The sequence below is a fragment of the Streptomyces sp. NBC_00510 genome, from assembly GCA_036013505.1.
In the GTDB taxonomy this organism is placed as follows: domain Bacteria; phylum Actinomycetota; class Actinomycetes; order Streptomycetales; family Streptomycetaceae; genus Actinacidiphila.
In genome coordinates this window covers 600653-618838 of the sequence record CP107851.1, presented here as the reverse complement: position 1 = coordinate 618838, position 18186 = coordinate 600653, and the positions used below count along the sequence as shown (strand labels likewise).

General features: G+C 65.5%; 11 protein-coding genes and 2 pseudogenes. 9 read left to right on the top strand and 4 right to left on the bottom strand.

What is annotated here, in order from left to right:
• Positions 1–121: 121 nt before the first annotated feature.
• The 3 genes from OG937_02875 to OG937_02865 are packed head-to-tail and all read left to right on the top strand — an operon-like array spanning position 122 to position 4881.
• Entirely contained in the window at positions 122–2119 is a 1998-nt protein-coding gene (locus OG937_02875) for a helix-turn-helix transcriptional regulator (GenBank protein ID WUD70697.1), read from the top strand.
• On the top strand, positions 2112–3473 hold the full coding sequence (locus tag OG937_02870) for a hypothetical protein (protein ID WUD70696.1): 1362 nt from the start codon (positions 2112–2114) through the stop codon (positions 3471–3473). The genes OG937_02875 and OG937_02870 overlap by 8 nt, the downstream gene beginning before the upstream one ends.
• Positions 3474–3486: 13 nt before the next feature.
• The gene (locus tag OG937_02865; protein ID WUD70695.1) at positions 3487–4881 is read left to right on the top strand and encodes a caspase family protein; all 1395 of its coding nucleotides are present in this window, start codon (positions 3487–3489) and stop codon (positions 4879–4881) included.
• 192 nt (positions 4882–5073) lie between these two features.
• Here the strand turns inward: OG937_02865 and OG937_02860 are convergent.
• Positions 5074–5322 (bottom strand): annotated as a pseudogene (locus OG937_02860) (hypothetical protein).
• 396 nt (positions 5323–5718) lie between these two features.
• Here OG937_02860 and OG937_02855 point away from each other — a divergent pair.
• Both OG937_02855 and OG937_02850 read left to right on the top strand, forming a co-directional pair.
• Positions 5719–9819, top strand: a complete 4101-nt coding sequence (locus OG937_02855) for a hypothetical protein (GenBank protein ID WUD70694.1) — start codon at positions 5719–5721, stop codon at positions 9817–9819.
• A 13-nt stretch (positions 9820–9832) separates the two neighbouring features.
• A complete protein-coding gene (locus tag OG937_02850; protein ID WUD70693.1) occupies positions 9833–10723 on the top strand; it encodes a hypothetical protein in 891 nt (296 codons plus the stop codon).
• Positions 10724–11232: 509 nt separating this feature from the next.
• On the opposite strand, the pseudogene OG937_02845 reads toward OG937_02850, so the two are convergent.
• Positions 11233–11547, bottom strand: a pseudogene (locus OG937_02845) (transposase).
• Positions 11548–11785: 238 nt separating this feature from the next.
• Here OG937_02845 and OG937_02840 point away from each other — a divergent pair.
• The gene (locus OG937_02840; GenBank protein WUD70692.1) at positions 11786–11947 is read left to right on the top strand and encodes a hypothetical protein; all 162 of its coding nucleotides are present in this window, start codon (positions 11786–11788) and stop codon (positions 11945–11947) included.
• 425 nt (positions 11948–12372) lie between these two features.
• Here the strand turns inward: OG937_02840 and OG937_02835 are convergent, their stop codons facing one another.
• Together OG937_02835 and OG937_02830 are read right to left on the bottom strand one after the other, a co-directional pair.
• The gene (locus tag OG937_02835; protein WUD70691.1) at positions 12373–13155 is read right to left on the bottom strand and encodes a hypothetical protein; all 783 of its coding nucleotides are present in this window, start codon (positions 13153–13155) and stop codon (positions 12373–12375) included.
• A 7-nt stretch (positions 13156–13162) separates the two neighbouring features.
• On the bottom strand, positions 13163–13555 hold the full coding sequence (locus OG937_02830) for a hypothetical protein (GenBank protein WUD70690.1): 393 nt from the start codon (positions 13553–13555) through the stop codon (positions 13163–13165).
• An 853-nt stretch (positions 13556–14408) separates the two neighbouring features.
• On the opposite strand from OG937_02830, the gene OG937_02825 reads away from it, so the two are divergent.
• The 3 genes from OG937_02825 (at position 14409) to OG937_02815 (ending at position 17551) form a co-directional block, all read left to right on the top strand.
• Entirely contained in the window at positions 14409–14606 is a 198-nt protein-coding gene (locus OG937_02825; protein ID WUD70689.1) for a hypothetical protein, read from the top strand.
• A 726-nt stretch (positions 14607–15332) separates the two neighbouring features.
• Complete coding sequence (locus tag OG937_02820) at positions 15333–16292, top strand: helix-turn-helix domain-containing protein (protein WUD70688.1); 960 nt, start codon at positions 15333–15335, stop codon at positions 16290–16292.
• A 695-nt stretch (positions 16293–16987) separates the two neighbouring features.
• Positions 16988–17551, top strand: coding sequence for an NAD(P)H-dependent oxidoreductase (locus OG937_02815; protein WUD70687.1), 564 nt, complete (start codon positions 16988–16990; stop codon positions 17549–17551).
• The last annotated feature ends 635 nt before the right edge of the window (positions 17552–18186 follow it).

The window sequence follows — 18186 nt, the reverse complement described above, 5'->3', positions numbered from 1 at the left end:
ATGGCGATGTCCTGGTTCGGCTGGGCCGACGAAGAGCATCGGCGGTTGGCGATGCCATTCGAGCAGGCCTCGCACCTGGCTCAGCCGGGGCGAATCGTTGCGCCGGTTCCCGTGTCCGGCGATGGCCAGCGAGCCGCTGCCGGCTGCGTACGGGGCGTTCGAGTCGCTGGGCGCCGTCTCGTGGGCCCGGCAGGCGGCCACCGAGCTGGCCGCCACCCGGCGCCAAGTGCTTCTCGGCACGAATCAGGTGGTCGACCGGCCGTCACCGCAGGAACTGCGGGTGGCTCGGGCGGTCGGCCGCGAGATGAGCAACAAAGAGGCCGCCAGATCGCTGCTCGTGTCACGCAAGACCGTCGAGGCGCACTGGCCCCGGGTGTACCGCAAGCTCGGTGTCCGACCAGGCTTGACCCGGGTGCTGATCTCCGGCGGTTGCAAGGATTTCGGATTTGATAGGGAGTTCCCGGAAGCGTGCACCTCACGTTCGTGCACAGACTGGGCGAATTGGCGCACGGGAGAGTCGGCTCGAGAAGGGTGTACGGGCATGAGGCTGGACGAGTTGATGGGCATCGTCATCGACGATCTCTACGCTGGACTGACCGGCGGTGACGTCGAACTGCCGATCCCGCAGAACACGATCATCAACTGGTTGATGCCGGCGATGGTCCTGCACGAGTCCGAATTCGACTTCGCCGTTGCGGGCCCGTTCGCCGGTCCGTCGCCGCTGACCCTCCCCTTCTTCAAGACACTTGTCGACACGATCAAGGGAGACATGCCGGGGATGGACCAGGCGCAGGCGGTCGCGGAGGCCAAGGCCATGTACCAGGGCCACCTTCTCGGCACGTGGGAGAACTGGTCGCGCATGGTCGACTTCATCCCGCTGGACAGTCCGGGCAGCGGGTCCCGGTGGGAGCGCAAGCGCGATCCCAGTTCGAAGCACAAGCACACCCAGGTCGTCTACGCACAGGCGGGACGGACGCTGTCGCAGACCTACGCGGACACGCTGAACAACTGCGAGGTCGCCGACGACCAGCTCACCGAGAACGAACTTAAGATCATCGAGCGGATGCGCGCGCTTCTGCAGGAGGAGGTCGAGGTCGAGAACTTCCTCACAGGCGAGAAGACCAAGGAGATCCGCCCGTCCAAGGCGACCCTTGCGTACGAGGAGTACCGGACGAAGTACGAGAACGCCGTCATCGACTACGCCGCCCGGCTGGCACGTTCGCAGACCGGCAGCGCCGCCGACCGGATCGAGTGGAACCGCAGCGCAGGCGTCTACCGGGCACGGGCGAAGCAGGCCCTGCAGGAATGGGTGGGCCGGGGATTCAAGAACGACATCGAGACGGCGCACGCGACCATTGACCATATTCTCGGTACTTCGATGCTGCTTTGGTGGAACCGGCTGAAGAGCGACGTCGTTGAGATCGACAACAATGTCAGCGGCTCGTTCGGCTATCCGTTCTTCCCCGCGACGGTCGTGCCCGGCAGCTTCGCCCGCAACCCGAACTGGGCGGTCTACGAGGAGCAGCACGTCGAGTCGCGCACCACGTCGACCAGTTCCACCCGGCAGGGCAGCGCCACGGTCGGTTTCTCTCTCGGCCTCTTCAACGTTGGCGCGGCCGGCGGCGGCGGCCGCGAAGACTTCGAGGTCGACATGACCGGTAAGTCATTCGGGATCAAGTTCGACTACACCCAAGTGCAGATCGTACGGCCGGCCTTCAACGCGAACTGGTTCTGGGCGCGTGGTTGGAGGCCCAAGTCAGGCTTCGAGCTGCTCGGCTACCCGCCGTTGCACTCCAACGGCGCGGAGCATCCGGAAGGCGCGATGATCGCCTACCCGACCGCGGCGCTGTTCACCCGGAACGTGACCGTCTACAGCCGCGAGGTCGCCGCGCATGTCAAGCAGCACGCCGACCACATCGAAGGCGGCGGGTTCGTCGGCATCGGGCCGTTCTGCGTCGGCGGCAAGTACGGGCAGACGAACAACGCGAGCGAGCAGTCGTTCACGTTCGACGGCTCCTCGGTGACGATGAACGGCATCCAGCTGATGGCATTCATCAGCACCAAGATCCCGAAGGCCGCCGACCCGTCGCCCGACATCAAGAAGTGGGTCGGTGAGTGACGTGGAACCGCTCGGTGTGCACGTGGCCCTCGCGGCGTGGATAGACCAGCGGCGGTCGTACGACGGCTTCGCCGTGGTCCCGGCCGCACCGGTACAGTTCACGCCGACCGCGATCCTGCCGCTCTTCGCCACCCTCGAGGCGAGCCCTGAGGCGGAACTCGTGCGGATGGCGAACCTGGTCCCCCGCAAAGGGACGGTGGCCGAGCCGTTCGGGCCGGGTGCCCCGCTATGGGAGCAGATGTCGGCGGTGCTCGATCGGATGGACTTCGCCCGCCGGGCGCTGACCGACGCGGAAGCCGCCGAACTCGACGCCGCCCGCCGGGTTCTGTACGTGACCGACAAGGACGGGCTGCACACTTCCGCGCAGTACAACGCGTACCTGGAGATGAGTTCGGTGGTCCAGTCGTTGCAAGACGCCGGGGCTGCTGTGGAGGTGCAACAGGCCGCGCTCGGCGACTGGCTGGTGCTCGGCTTCAAGAACGAGGTGGAGCAGGCGCTCGCCGATCTGGCCCGGCTGGCCTCGCGGTCCTCGGTCGTCGAGGCGATGTCGTGCCGGGCGCAGCTCGACGAGACCGCGCTGCTCAGCGCTGGGGACATCAGCTACGCGCCCACTTCCTTCTATCCGTTGTCCGCGGCGAACTGCGCCACCTGGACCATCGCCGAGGCCACCTTCGCCGAACTCGCTGATTGCTCGGCGAAGGCCTTCCCCGGGGCGCCGGTCACGGTCGCCTCGGCCAGCGCCGCCAAGTGCCGCTTCGCCTACGCGATGATCGAGACCCTGCGACCATGGCCATTCGCCCAGTTGCTCAAGCGCGACGACTGGCGACTGCCCGGCGGCGAGCTCGTCTCCGGCGGCGACGGGATCAACGGCTCGATCCCGGCGTACGTCCAGACGGTCTATGCCGCGACCGTCATCGGTCTGACGGCCGCACCGCCACCGCGACCCCGCCGGCAGCTGGGGCCGTTCCCGCCCGTCAAGCCGCCGTTCCGCAGCAGCCCGTCCCGCCTCGTCCCGCCGGCCCGAAACGCCGTGCTCGGTGCGGGCAACGCCGTCGGGGTGGTCGCCGGGCGGACCGCCCAGCTCGTGCCCGCCGGGACCGCGGCCTTCGGCGGGATCACCATGCGGCACCGGGACCCGGCCCTGATCCAGCGCTTCCAGATACCCCTGGACCGCTCGGAATGGCTGGCCCGGCTCGACATCGCCCAGACGGTCACCGCGGGCGCACCCACTCCCGTACCGACACCTGCCGAACCCGCAGTGACGGATCTCGCCGCGGGGGCGAGCGTGGTCGGTTTCGGCTGCGTCACCGTGCCGGTCTCGCCCCGGCCCAACGAGCAGTATCAATGGCAATGAGAGGTGGAGGACCATGTTGACTGCGAGGCGATTCACAAGCCGTACGACCGCAAGCACCCGTGAGCGCCTTGAGGCGGCGATGTCGAACGTCCGGCCCATCGGTCTGCGCGAGACGCACCGCGGCGCTGTCCGCACGATCCAGAGCGCGCTGGCCGACCTCAGTGACGCATACCTGTTGCAGGCCCAAGTGGACGGCATGTTCGGCGCCCGGACTACGACCGCCGTCGAGACGTTCCAGCGCGACTACGGCCTGTACGCCGACGGTTTCGTCGGCAAGCAGACGATGACCCAGATCGACACGATCTTCTCCGGTGACGTCCTGCGGACACCGTCCGGGATGAGCCTGCATGTCGGTGTGAACAAACTGGACCCGGCCCACTACGGCGACGCGGTCGCCGTGCTGGCGTCCTGCGTAAACGACGCCAAGGCTATGCAGCGGATGGCAGAGAACCTCGGCTACAGCGCGTCCGTGCTCGCCGACGAGGACGCGACGGTGGTCAACGTTGCAGCGGCGATCCGCGCGGCCACCGAGACGCTGTTCACCGGTGACGCGTTCCTGCTGTCGTTCTCCGGCCACGGCAGCCAGATCCCGAACAGCGGCGCAGACGACGAACCCGACGGCATGGACGAGACCCTCTGCCTGTACGACCGGATGCTCGTCGACGACGAACTGCACCAGCTGCTGGGCGAATTCCGCGCCGGAGTGCGGGTGTTCTTGGTCTTCGACAGCTGCCACAGCGCCACAGCAGCCAAAGCGAAGGATCAGATCACCATCGGCCGCAAGGCGATCAAGGATGTCCGGATCAAAGATCTCGGCAGTTCTTTCAAGCAACTGGAAGTCGCACTCGCCACGGTGCCGGTCACCCGACAAGAGCTCGACAGCGACGAAGTGCCCGCGGCCCGCAGTGCCGAGCCCCTGACCGACGAGCAGCTGAGCAGGGTGTTCGCCGACGAGCTCGACCCGGACGAGTTGCGGCTGGCCGAGCCGGCGGAGCCGAGCATCCAGTCGAAGGACATCATCCAGCTGTTCGCCGACCTCGAGGCGGACGCCGCGCAAGCGCCGGGCAAGCTGCTGCAGCCCTGGGAGGGGCCGTACAAGGGAGCCAACCGTGCCGTGTACGACAGCGTGCGCAACCTCGTCGGCCCGAAGGAGATGACGGTCGTCGAGGCGAAGGTAGTCAGCTTCGCGGCCTGCCTCGACGCGCAGACGACCCTCGCCGGCAGCGTTCTCAGCGAATTCACATCGCACCTGGTCACGGTGTGGGGTGACGGCAACTACGCGGGCGACGGCGAACAGCTCATCGCCCGGCTCAAGCAGCTCGGCAGCCAGAACGGTGCGGTCCCCACCCTGATGACGTACGGTGCCGGCGGTTCTGCGATCGCCTACGAACGCCCGTTCGCGATCTGAGTCGGCCATGAGTCTCGCATCGCTCGCGGAAGACAGCACTCTACGGATCACGGGCACGCCGGGCGCCTCACCGCATACGGCGGCCAGGACGGCCGCGGCGCCGCCGGGACCGGGGCGCCCCGGTTCGGTCCGGAGCCGGGTTGGGTGCGGTGCTTGGTGTGGTGGGGGCGTGCCGAGTGGGTTGTCGCCGGCTCAGATGGTGGGTGTCTGGTCGATGTGTTCCTGGTGGAGTTCGAGGACGAATTTCCAGCCAGCGCTGGCCTCCATGAACCGCACCCGGGTGGGGTAGATGTCCAGGGCGCGGCGGTCGCGGTTCTGGCCGGTGGTGTTTTTGCGTCCGCGGGCGGGCTCTTCGAAGAGGTTGATTTTGACGTCGGGCACGGCGATGACCTCCTCGTTCCAGCTCTGGACGATTCCCGCGCCGAAGGCTTCCCGCGCGGACGGCGAGTGGCTATGAGCCCCCAGACAGCTATACGTCGTAACCGTCCCATGGGGAGTCAAACCTGTCTATCGTCAGTCTTGGGTCGCTGACGGGTGTGAGGGGACGGGGGACTGCCGATGCGCGATGCGGGCACAAGGCTGCCGGATAGCGAAGCAGGTCTCATTGCCCTACGGCACGCGGTGCTGTCCGTGGGGATTTCCCTAACTCGAACGCAAGACGGCGACTCTCCCAGGGCAGGCTTGGATGTCCTGGAGCATGCACCTGACCACGCCCGAGAGCTTGCGCAAGTCCTTGAGGCAGACTTTCGCTATGTTCCATATCAGCGGCCGGGGCCGGACGAGGCTACGGGGCACGCGGCACTGGTCGCGTCCGCGATTGAGGCTGAGCATATCGATGTGCTGATTGTCCATATCGTAGGGCACGGAGAGTTGGCCGAAGGGAGCAGTGAGAAGCTATACATCCTTGATCATGATGGAGAACGGCTGACGCCAGCCGTAGGCGGCTGGATTGATCTGATCGAGGATTACCCGAGGAAGCACAGACCGGTGACGCTCTTCGTCCTCGATGTCTGCTACGCCGGGCATGCGGCCGTGGAATCCTGGCATGCGCGGATGGACGTAGGCCAACGAAGGGCCTGGGTCCTAGCGGCGACAGGCCCAGGCCAAAAGGCATTCGGTTATCGGCTGAGCCGAGCATTGGTGCAGGTTTTGAACACATATCGCGCCCTGGACGTCCGGTTCGACCCCTCTCTTCAATACATCCCTTCGCGAACCGTCTGGCGAGATGTCGAACGCAGAGTCGAAGAACTGTCGGTCCAAGCTCACGGTCTGCCACAAAAGATACTCACGAGCCTGGTACCCGGCCACACGGACCTGGCACACTTGCCGTTCTTCCCCAATCCGTCCTATCGGCCTGGACGCGGCCATCCCGCTGCTACCAGGAGCCTGCCGCCAGAAGTGGCTCGCTTGGCTGACTGGGCCGTGGACCCCATGCATTTCATGCGACGTGCTGGCGCGGCAGAGGCGGTCCACCGTGACTGGACCGACGGCTACTTCAGCGGCCGTGCCCCGCAGCTCCGCACCTTCTCCTGTTGGCTCGATGACACTACGACCGGCCCCGGAGTGCGGGTAATCACGGGCAAGCCCGGCGTGGGGAAGTCGGCGGTATTGGGCATCCTGGTATGCGCAGCGCATCCGGCACTGCGCCGTCACACGAGGCCGCTTTGGTCTGGCTTGGGTAGCGCCGCACCAGGGGAGAACGAGCGGATCGCCGTGATCCACGCTCGTCGGCTTACCCTAGACGACATTGTCGCTTCCCTTGCCCGTCAACTGAGGGACATGAGCGCCCCAGACGTCGACAGCGGCATCGGAACCGAGATCAGGGACATAACCGAAAATCCGGCGGACTATCTGATGGCCCGTCTACCCGGGGACCGAGGACACGTCACGGTGGTGCTCGATGCCCTGGACGAAGCACAACGGCCCGGGGACATCAGCGCGGCGCTGCTGGAACCCCTCGCCCGCTACGCGCTCTCGCCAGGAAGCCGGTTGCGGTTGCTGGTCGGCACGCGTGACGACGAGCGGGTTCACAACTTGCTGGCCCTGGCCCAGGGTGCCAATGGTCATACTGACCTGAGCGCGATCCCACCAGATCAGGTCTGCGAGGATCTGGTGGCGTATGTGGAACGGCTACTCGAGGCCAGTAACTCCTACGCAGCCGGGACTCTCCGGACGGTCCGGAAAGCCCTAGCCGTAGCGATTGCCGAAACGCTCACCCAACGCGGCGCGACCGGCGACGCTGTTGCTTTGGAGTGGGGTGAGTTTTTGACCGCTGGGCTCTACGTCCACTACCTCCTCAATCTGTCACAGCCTCCCACCTCCCCCGAGAAGGCTGCCCGGCTGGGCCGAGCCGTGCCTCGGAGTCTGCCGGCGCTACTTGAACTCGACCTTGAACGTAATGCCGGCCAGCTGCTGCTTCGTCCGGTACTTACTGCACTAGCTTTTGCCCAAGGGCGGGGCATGCCTGAGGGCGTCCTGGCGCACGCAGCCAGCGCGTTCACCACCGCTGACGATAGCCCCCTCCCTCTGCTGGATCTCTATGCGTTGCTAGGCGGCGAAGCACGTTTTTATCTGCATCGCGACATCGACGAAGATGGCACCACGCTATACAGGCTCTTTCATGAAGAGCTCGCGTCATGGCTGCGTACCTCAAGAATTCAGCCACAGCATCAAGACTCTCATACGACAGTGGCGCAATCGCCGGATTCTGCCGAGCGTCTGTACCAGCGCCTCATGAGTTGCGTGCCCCGGGACGTTGCCGGCCGTACACAATGGCATCTGGTAGCTCCCTACCTGCTGCGCCACATGGCCCAGCACGCCCTCGACGCTGGCTGTGTAGACGCGCTCCTTGAGGACGCCAGCTGTCTCCAATACTGCGACCCCCACTCCTTGGCCAACGTCCTCACGCACGTTCGATCTGACCAAGCCCGTCTTAACGCCGCGATCTACCGCGTGTCCTCGGGTGTCCACCACAGGCTGTCGCCCACGGAGCGAGGCCAGATTCTGGCCCTGGATGCGGCGAGGTTCGGCGAGGAACCGCTGCGGAGGAAGCTACTCAGCGGCTCTGGCTGGCGGGTGCTATGGGCAACCGGCAACCAAGTGTCTACGGCACTGATCCGCACTATCATGACGGACGCCTCCAGTGTGGTGATGGCCAAGGTGCACGGCCGACCGCATGCGGTGGCCCCTAGTAACAACCACTCCGTGGGGGTATGGGACCTGGCCACTGGCGCGCAGACACATACCCTTACAGGCCATACCGATGTGGTGATCGGCGTAGCGGTGGTCGAGTTGAAAGGTCGACCACACGCTGTTACCGCAAGCTACGACGAGTCGGTACGGGTGTGGGACCTGGCGACTGGCAACCAGGCTGCCACGCTGACTGGCCACACGGATGGAATCCGATCGATGAAAGTGGCCGAGCTGAACGGCCGACCCCACGCAGTCACTTCGAGCCATGATGACTCGATTCGCGTGTGGGACTTGACCGCCGGTACACACATCCGCACGCTGGTCGGCGCGACCCAGGAGGCTCTCGTGTTGGCGGTGGTCGAGCTGGACGGCCGACCCTACGCCATTACAACCAGCCTCAACGGGCCAGTGCGGCTTTGGGACCTGACGGCTGGCACCGAGACCAGCACACTGTTCGACCAAACTTGTGGAGTGCATTCGCTGGAGGTGGCCGAGCTGAACGGTCGACCCTACGCTGTCACTGCAAGCCACGGCGAGCCGGTACAAGTGTGGGACCTGAATACAGGCGCTCATTTCCGTACGCTGGCCAGTGAGGGTCGCACTGGTGAGAGCGTGGTGGCAGTGGCCGAGATAGACGCCCGACCCCTTGTTATCACTACAGGTGACGACAACGCGGCGCGGATCTGGGACCTGACGACCGGCACCCTGACCCACACGCTGACCGGTCATACCCACGTAGTAGGTGCGGCGGCGGTAACCGACCTGGACGGCCGGCCTCACGCCGTGACTGCAAGCTACGACGGGTCCGTTCGGGTTTGGGACCTGGCCCCTGGTTCCGAGAAGCAAACGAGCTATGGACGGATTCTTTCGATGGGGCTGCTGTCGGTTGCCGAACTCGAAGGGAAGCCCCACGTTGTCACCGCTGGAAGAAGCGGCTCGGTGCGGGTGTGGAATATGGTTACCGGCACCGAATCCTTCCAGCTGACCGGCCACAGCGACGAGGTGCGTGCGGTGGCGGTGACCGAGTTGGATGGCCGACCGCATGCCATCACCGGCAGCGCCGACGGCTCGGTGCGGGTGTGGAATATGGTTACCGGCACCGAATCCTTCCAGCTGACCGGCCACAGCGACGAGGTGCGTGCGGTGGCGGTGACCGAGTTGGATGGCCGACCGCATGCCATCACCGGCAGCGCCGACGGCTCGGTGCGGGTGTGGAATATGGTTACCGGCACCGAATCCTTCCAGCTGACCGGCCACACCGGGATGATTCATTCCCTGGCGGTGATCGAACTCAGTGAGCGACCTCACGTCGTCTCGACCAGCCGCGACGAATCCATACGGGTATGGGACCTGGCCACCGGAACTCAGGCCTACGAGCTGGCTGGCCGAGTGAACTGGATACATGCGGTAGCAGTCGCCGAGGTAGGGGGTGAACCTCACGCCGTCATCGCCAGCGTTGACAAGACGGTACGCGTGTGGGGCCTGACGACCGGGGCATACTTCTACTCGCTCACTGGCCACACAGACAGGGTGACAGCTGTAGCCACTGCCCGGGTAGACGGCCACGTGCACGTCGTTACGGGCAGCGCAGACGGGTCAATACGGGTCTGGGATCTGACGGCCCACACCCACCTGGCAAAATATCGGCTACCTGCCATGGTATCGGCCGTGTCCGTCACATCTGACGCCACCGTAATCGTGGCCTTCAGTCGAGAAGTGGTCGTGCTCAACTATCGGCGCGATTGAAAGGCGGGTCCCCTTGATAGGCCTCACCATCGAACCGTTACGGATCGTTGCGGTGCACGGCGTCGGAAATGGTTTCGGCACAGATATTTCCGCTGCTCGTGTCGAAGAGCTCCGTGTGCTGAAAGCTGCAGCTTGGGCACGACAGCTGTGCACCGGCCTCGGCGTCCCGACGAAGCGGATTGATCTTGACTTCGCATACTACGCGGACAAGCTCCAAACGGGCCCCGTCGCCCAGGGTGCGGCCGACGGTGACGCCCTGCACGACCCACTCGCGCAGGAGATCCTGGCAGCGTGGGCGCGCCAGCTGGGCGTTCCCGAGGAGGTGTCGCAGGGTCACGCCACCGTGCCACTACGTGCGTTGTCAGCCTGGGTTGCGCGGAAGTTCGATCTTGCTGAGGGGCCCTTGCGCGTATTTCTGCGAATGTTGTTTCCCGAGGTCGCTGCCTATATGCGAGCCGAGGACGCAACGGAGCGGGTGGCGGCACGTGAGGAGGTGGCAACGCGGATTGCCCGGCATCAACCGCGGATCGTCATCGCCCACTCGTTGGGTTCGGTGGTCGCCTACGAAGCTCTGCAAGCTCACCCCGAGCTGCAACCGGAATTGCTGTTGACTCTGGGTTCGCCGCTGGCACTCCCGCGGGTGGTCTACGACCGGCTAATCCCCGCGCCCCGAGCATCAGGTGCTGTACTTCAGGGGATACGGCTGCCGGGCCAGACGCGGTGGGTCAACATCGCCGACCCCGGCGATCCCGTCGCTGTCCCACCTCAACTGAGCAAACACTTTGCGGGGATCGCGCTGGACCATACCAGTGTCATCAGCGCGCACTACCGCTTCCACCACGCCACGAATTACCTGGAGTCCGCCACATCGGCGGCCACCATCGCCCCCTACCTCGAGATCTGACGCTCTTCGCCTCCCCAAATGAACGGCACCTCTTTGTGTCAAGCAGGTGGTGATCGGAGAAATATCCCGGTGGCTGAACAGCGTGTGGTAGACGACATCGGCCAGGCGGCGCTTGAAGCAGCGTGAACCGTTCCGGGTTCGATAAGGAATCGATCCCCTCAAGTGATCGATTCCTTATCGAACCCGGAACGGTTCACATTCAGCGTCCCATCCAGCCCGGTCGTCGGCAGCAGTCGGGACTCACGGTCCAGCAGCGGGGGATGTACAGTGCACGGCCCATCGAGGTGTGCCCGTGAGTTGCGGCGTAGTCGAGGCAGACCCGACCTTGTACGCGCCTGATATTGCATCTGGTCACGGCCCTGAGCCAGAGTCAGTCGAGTGTCGCTGACGTGTCAACCTATTGCCCGGGCTGGGAGCCCTTGGAGCGGGCCAGCTGCGAGGATGGTCGACCGTGCTGTTGCGACTCCCGTACTTCGCCATGTCCACCGCCTTCCGCCTAAGACTGTGTCCTATGTGGTGAGGCGGACGAGTCGTTTGTAGCAGCAGAGGGCCGCGGCGAGGCCGAGGAAGGCCAGGTAGTTGCGGGGGTCGCGTTCGTATCGGTGGTTGAGCCGGCGGTAGCCGGTCAGCCAGGACAAGGTGCGTTCGATGACCCGCCTTCGGCGGCCGAGTCGCTGGCTGGAGTCGATTCCCTTGCGGGCGATACGCACGCCGATCCGTTGTCCGCGTAACCATTTCCACAGGTGGGGAATGTCGTAGGCCTTGTCGGCGTGCAGACGCTGGGGCTTGAAGTGACGGCCGTGTTCGGGTTCGTGTCTCGCTTCCTCGGTCCGCCGCCGACCAATGGCGGCAGTACTACCGAGAGGATGGCGATGGTGTTGGACTTTCACCAGCCCCTGGATGCCGGTGGGCCGGCCTGCGGAATCCCGTTTCACGGATCTGTCCCCGGACTCCAGGCCGAGATGCTCGAACCTCGCCGTCGATGCGTTCCGTAAGTCCGGGGTCCGGTTGGCCCGAGGCCCCGGAGATCGGCCTGGGTACGGTGGCACCAGGGGTGCGTTCGTGACGCTGTGTGTCAATGCGCGTGACCTCGAACTGGAGGAGCCCGCGACGGATCACACGGTTTTCGTCCACGTCAAGCAGATCGAGGCCGAGCGCGCGCCGTGGCTCGCGGCGCAGGTCGGGCTGCAGGTGATCGGTGATCTGGTGATGACGCCCTACTGAGGACACCTCGTGCACAGGCGGTGGGCCACCGCCGGATTCGTCCGGCGGTGGCCCGCTGTGGAGCTCGGATGTCTCAGGCGCAGTTCCCCGCATTCGGTCGCGGATGCCGCCGGCGTCCTTGGGGGGCTCCACCAGTTTATCGAATCCGAAGGGATCGATCGCGTCCTTGCTCATATCCCGCAGGGCGCCCCAGAAGCCGAAACTCCGGACGTAGCTGTTGGCCTGGGCGAAGGGCATCAGGTATCCCGCCATGCCGAAGACACGGCCACGGATCCCCGGGCTGATGCGTGGGGCGTTCGCCCTGTCGCAGCGGCGTGGCGGACGCCTGGCGCCGGCGCTTGCGGCGGCTCGCACGAGCCGCTGTCACCGCCGCTGCGCCCGCAGCGCAACGTCCCCGGCGGCGGGGTCGCGGGGTGTGCTTCACGTCAGCTGCCAGCGGGATCCCAGACCACGGCTCCGCTTTGAGTGCCCTTGTACGAGGTGCTCCAGACGGCAGGTTGTGTGTGAGTGCCGTCCTCGGCAGTCACGGCAGCTGCCCATTGGCCGGGCCCTGGAGGGGTGATGCCTCGGAGGGAGCATGCTTTCGTTTCGCCGACACTTTTGAAATTGATCGGGCAGGCTCGCATCTGTTTGCGGATGGGCGCGCCGGTACCGTCGATGAGCCAGATGAAGAGGGTGACCGGACCTGTCTTCTGGGCGGTGAAGTTGTCGTAGATGTAGATCGTGTTGTTGCTCTCGATTCTGATGCAGGGGTTCGCGGTGGCGATGTCTCCGATGTTCGTCGGAGTGTGGCTTCGGCATTGCGTGATGGAGCGGTCCGCAGTGGGAGCAGCGCCGGCTGCGCTAACGGAGGGACGGGCCTGAGCCGGCTCCGAGGATTGTTGTGCCGCGGGTGCAGCGAGGGACGCTGCCGGGGTGCTGGGGGAGGGGGGCAGCGAGCTCGGCGGGGGTGAGGCACTGGTGGAGGCGGTCGGGGACTTTGACGCGTCTGCCGCAGTCGGTGCGGAACCACCTGCCGGTCCCGAACCGGCGATGGTGAAGCCAAGGAAGGTCAGTCCGACAACGCCGGCGAAAGCGATGAGGGTAATCCCCGTCGAACGTGCACCGAAGTGCATGTTCTTGGCCTGGTAGGCGTTGCCGCTGACCTGTGAACCATCGCTGATGGCGTTGCTGGTGCGGTCGGGCGAGGAGGAGGAATCAATGCTCACTTACCTGCTACTCCCCCCGGCCATGGAGGCCACGAAAACTGAAGCGGCCTTTGATGTCCCGGCCCTGGATGACGTGGCCATGGACGGTGCCGGAAATCGTGTTCTGCGTGCTGTGCCGCAGCGTGGCAGCGGGCACAGCACCCTGATCTGCTTCGGCGTCCCTGAGCCAGTCGCGCAGATCCTCGGCGAAGTCCGGGTCACGCTCGATGTGCAGCGACAGCGCCGCGATCAGGGGTTCTGGGTCCGTTGTAGCCGTGTCGAGCGCGGACAGTGCTTCGCCGTCGCGGCGGAACCTTTGCCGGATCATGTCGAGCAGGGCCTCCAGGGCGCGGGAACTCGCAGCTCCGAGGGCGCCCTCGGCGACTTTGGCCGCCACCGTTTGGGCAAGTGTTAAGTCCATGCGTTCCTCCGTGGTGACGTCAACGGGGCGTGCGCGGCCCGGCTAGCGCTACGCCCTGAGCCGACGTGGGGTCAGATCATGCCAGAGGCTGGTTCGTCACGCGAAACGGAACGCTTTGATACTGGTTCTGTCGCTCACTTGCTGGTTGCATTGATGCCCGGCCTGTCTTTCACTTTCAGGCTGGTCCTTGTAGTCCGGGCTTGGTTGTTCTGCTGTCCCGTCCGATCCAGGACACCTCCACGGCCGCCGCGATCTCTGAACGAGCCAGCCGGCTACCAGTTCGGCGTCCGTGCCTGGCAACCGGTCCGACTGGTGTCCGCCGGACACGGCGAACAGCGCCCCCCGGCAGCCGCCTCACGGTCTACAGCCTGTTTGTGCGGTGGTCCGCTGGGTGAGTGTGGCACTGGTCCTGTTTGTGTTGGTGTGCGTTTGACGTTGTCCGCTGCCGCGGGTTCGGCCTGGTTGCCTGGTGCCGTGACGCCGTGACGCCGTGACGCCGTGACGCCGTGACGCGTGGACCGCGCGCCACGGCGTCTCAACGAGCTGGCGGATCGGCCGTACCAGGCCTTGCGACCAGGGAGCATCGCTCCCACCGGCCCGGCCTGGGGCCCTTCATCGTTCACGAGCTTGAAGGCCGCGGAGTCCTGCGCGCACGTCTCCCCGGTGGCGTCCTCACTGGGTAGCGCCATGTGGGTTGACCTGTAGGGATGACTTTCCAAGCCCCGCACCGTGACTGCCCTCGGGTGCGCTGCCCTCAAGGCCGAGTCGCGCACATGATCCCAATCCGGTCATACTTGCACATAAACCCCTAGTCGGGTCACGATTACCCTACGTAACCGAGGCGCGATCTCGTATGAACGCCAAGACCAAGTACACGCTCGCCGCCGCTGCCGTCGGCTGGACGTTCCTGGCGTCCCAGTGGTCCGGCAAGGGCTGCGACTTCGTCCCGCAGTCCTACGCCCTCGTGCTCTCCCACGGCATGCCCGCGGGCGGCGAGGGGTGCAAGGCCGAGGCGGACGGGCCGCAGTACACCGACCAGTACGACCGGTGACACCCGTGTGAGGTCCGGCGTGGGTGTCACCGATTGAGTCCTGCCCTGGCTCTGCCTGCGCAGGGGCGGCCTGGCCCGGGGTGCCGGCCGGGAGTCGGTGGTTGTCGATGAGGTTGCCGTGCAAGCGGTAGTCGCCACGGCGAGCCGGTTCCACTGCTCGGCCTGCTGTACGGACACGCGATCCCAGTCGGGCGCGAAAGGCTGCAACGGCATGCAACCAGCCTTCCACCGCCAAAGCGGCAGGCCATCGGCGACGGTGAAGTAACAGCCACCCGCGCATGCGGAGCACTTCTCAACGGCGCTCTGGGCCGTAGAGCGAGCTGGAGTGCTGTCACCACGGGGCCGCCGGCCCGCCGAGACCAGGCAGTGCGCCTGCGAACACGCAGAAGACCGGAGTCCCGCCATGCCTCGCGCCCGCAACGGTGCCGGGGACGGGCCGCTGCCACCACGAGTTGGGTGCCGGCGTCGATGATGGCCAGCCGGGGGGTAGCAGACCCGCTCCAGGACGGGTCGAGGTCGGGGTCCCAGCGGCAGCGCTCGAGCACGAGGCGGCAGTCATCGGCTGGGGTCCACCCGGTACTCCCTGGATCCGACGGCATAGTGCAAGGCCACGCGAATTTAGTCGTGCACAATATAGCGCAAGTCGCAATATAGGGCACTGGTGGCTGTACCGTGGGACACCTACCTGGCAACGCCCGCCCACGGTCGGTTTGGAAGAGAGCTCACATGGCAATTCGGTTCGACGTGAAGTCACTGGCGCCCGGTGACCGTGCTGAAGCCATTCGTGAACTCTCGCGGTCAGTGAACGGCCGGATCGAGGTGGACCTTCATGTGGATCCGGCTCACCTGAGGGCAGTTGCGGACATCAACACGATGGGTGCAGTGGAAGTCTCGGGAATCGACTGGAATGTGTCGGGCCTCCGGCGTGGAACCGCCTCCGTGGAAGAGGACGTGGTGCCGCACGTGTTCCTCGTTCTGCAGGAAACTGGGGTCACCCGGTTCGGCCAGGGAGGCAAACAGGGAGTGATCCGGGCGGGAGATCTCACGGTGATCGAGAATGCGAAGCCCTATGAGATATTTTTTGACGGCACCGTGCGTGCGGTCGTCGTTCGCGTTCCCACGCACGTCTTGGGGCTGCGCCCGTCCCTGCTCGGTCAGGTCACAGCCGCACGAATCGGTTCGGAGCGCCCGCTCGTGGGCGCCGCAGCAGCGTTCTTCGCCCGGTTGGGCCGTAACCGGGCCGCTGTCGGTGAGGCCGAGGCCTCCTTGTTCGCGCAGCCCTGCGTCGACCTGATCAGGGCGGTGGCCACTACGAGCCTCGACCGCGACGACCTGGCCAGAGGGCCTCTGCACAACACACTTCTTCAGCGTGTCAAGGAATACGTCCGTTTCCATCTGGCAGACTCCGACCTGACTGCCGCACGTATCGCCGCCGAGCATCATGTTTCGGTACGCCAGCTCTACCTGACTCTGTCCCGAGCGGGAATCACACTCGGCGACTGGATAAGGAATCAGCGCCTCGAAGAGTGCAGGAGAGAACTGGCATCGCCTGTGCATCGATTCATGACGATCGAGGCGATTGCTCACCGGTGGGGGTTCGCCAGCGCACCCCATTTCAGTCGCGTATTCAAAGCGGCGTACGGCATGAGCCCCCGCGAGTGGCGGTCGGAACAAGCGGCGGACTGAACGGACTCCTCATCGGCAACGGCGCGGCCCCGCCCGAATCCCTGGTCGTTGTCAGTGCATGGAGAAGGAGCGGTCGTGACTGAACGCTTCAACGTTCGACTCCTTTGTCAACGGGTGACCGGAGCGCAACTTCTCCGATGTTTCCAAGGTAAGCGGCACACTGGTCGTCGTATTGCCTTTGCGTGCACGGATCCACCTGCCGGCTTGCCTTGCCGTGCAAGGATTCGGGTCCGAGGCCTGGCCCTGAGGGGTCGGCTGCCTGAGTGCCAAGCCCTTGAGCAGCGTGACGTGCTGGTGACCCCACGCACCCCCGTCGGAGGGCTGATACGGCGGATGAAGGCGACCGACGGGCGGCTCGCGAGCGGCTGACTCCGGCGGTAGCGCCAGCCCGCAACTCGCGCCCATCGCTGGATAGATCGGGCATTTCATCCTGGTTGCCCTTCTCGGTTACCTCGTCCTACTGTCCCGGCCGACGACGTCGTTGGCGCCGAGCCCGCGCGCTACTCGAGGAGGGGGAGGCCTCAGGAGGGTCACCTCGCGTGCGCTCTCCTTGGGGGGCGGGTTCACCCAGCTCCCGGTCACCCTCTCGGCGGACTCCATTCCGGAACCGCGGCGGGGCTTGCGACGCGCGTCATATCCCGGCGCCCGGCACCACTCCGGTGTCCGACGTGCGCCGTACCGACGAAAGGCACGACATGACCAAGATCGCGATCATCCTCGGTAGCACTCGTCCGGGGCGCAACGGCGCCGCCGTGGCGGACTGGGTTCTCGGTATCGCCAAGCAACGTTCCGATGCGGAGTTCGAGCTCGTGGACCTGGCGGACTATCCGTTGCCGCTTCTCGACGAGGTGCTTCCCCCGTCGTTCGGGCAGTACCAGAACGATCACACCAAGGCGTGGGCGTCGAGGATCGCCGAGTTCGACGGCTTCGTCTTCGTCACCCCTGAGTACAACCACTCCACCACGGGCGCCCTGAAGAACGCGCTCGACTACCTGTACGCGGAGTGGAACAACAAGGCCGCGGGATTTGTGGGCTACGGCTCCGGCGGTGGCACCCGCGCCGTGGAGCACCTCCGCCTCATCGCGAGTGAGCTGCAGATCGCCACGGTCCGTGCCCAGGTCGCGCTGTCCCTCCTGGCCGACTTCGAGAACTACAGTGTCTTCATGCCGGGCCCGCACCACCAGCCCACCGTGAATGCCATGCTCGACCAGGTCGTCAGCTGGTCGAAGGCCCTGCAGCCGCTGCGCGCCGGCGCCTGATCAATCGGTGTCCGAGTGCCCCGTCTCCCTGGGCCGCCCTGCTGAAGTCGGACGGGCGTTGCGCGCATACCCGGCGAGACGGGGTCTCGGCCGACAGGACGGTCGAGCCAAGTGCGGATGGCCGGTGCCCGGTCGCGCTCTGCCGTCCGGGTGCCGAGGGGGAGTACCAGGAACGCCGGGGCACGATCCACCGAAGCAACCCGCGGGTGTCGGGCTGATGCCTGGCTACGACGATGCGGTGCTCGGCGTCCACCATGACGACGGCATCCGGGCACGGGCAGTTGTGCAGCAACGACGTGGTGCTGGGATTCTCCCACCGAGAAAGTTAGATAGTGGGTGTAATGTAAGGGCCTGGTGTCTGCCGCCAGAAATATGGCCCCTCCCTTGCATCCGTGCAGCTCCGGTTCGCACACGCGGGACGGCCCAACGCACGGCTGCCCGCTCATCTTGCGGCACGATTTCACGAGGGATCCCACGACACCCTCGGGGGTGGACTCAGTCCGGTCTTCGGCCGGAGCCGGGGATACGCGGCGGACCATGTTCGCTCGCTGGAAGTGGTGACCGCTGACGGCGAGTTGCAGCATGTCACGGCGGACAGCGATACCGAATTCTTCTGGTCTCTGCTCGGAGGAAAG

Excerpts from the sequence above, each read along its gene's own strand:
- OG937_02875 (WUD70697.1), top strand. The coding sequence starts at position 122 with ATGGCCAGCGAGCCGCTGCCGGCTGCGTACGGGGCGTTCGAGTCGCTG.
- OG937_02865 (WUD70695.1), top strand. The coding sequence starts at position 3,487 with ATGTTGACTGCGAGGCGATTCACAAGCCGTACGACCGCAAGCACCCGT.
- OG937_02830 (WUD70690.1), bottom strand. The coding sequence starts at position 13,555 with ATGGACTTAACACTTGCCCAAACGGTGGCGGCCAAAGTCGCCGAGGGC.
- OG937_02825 (WUD70689.1), top strand. The coding sequence starts at position 14,409 with ATGAACGCCAAGACCAAGTACACGCTCGCCGCCGCTGCCGTCGGCTGG.
- OG937_02820 (WUD70688.1), top strand. The coding sequence starts at position 15,333 with ATGGCAATTCGGTTCGACGTGAAGTCACTGGCGCCCGGTGACCGTGCT.
- OG937_02815 (WUD70687.1), top strand. The coding sequence starts at position 16,988 with ATGACCAAGATCGCGATCATCCTCGGTAGCACTCGTCCGGGGCGCAAC.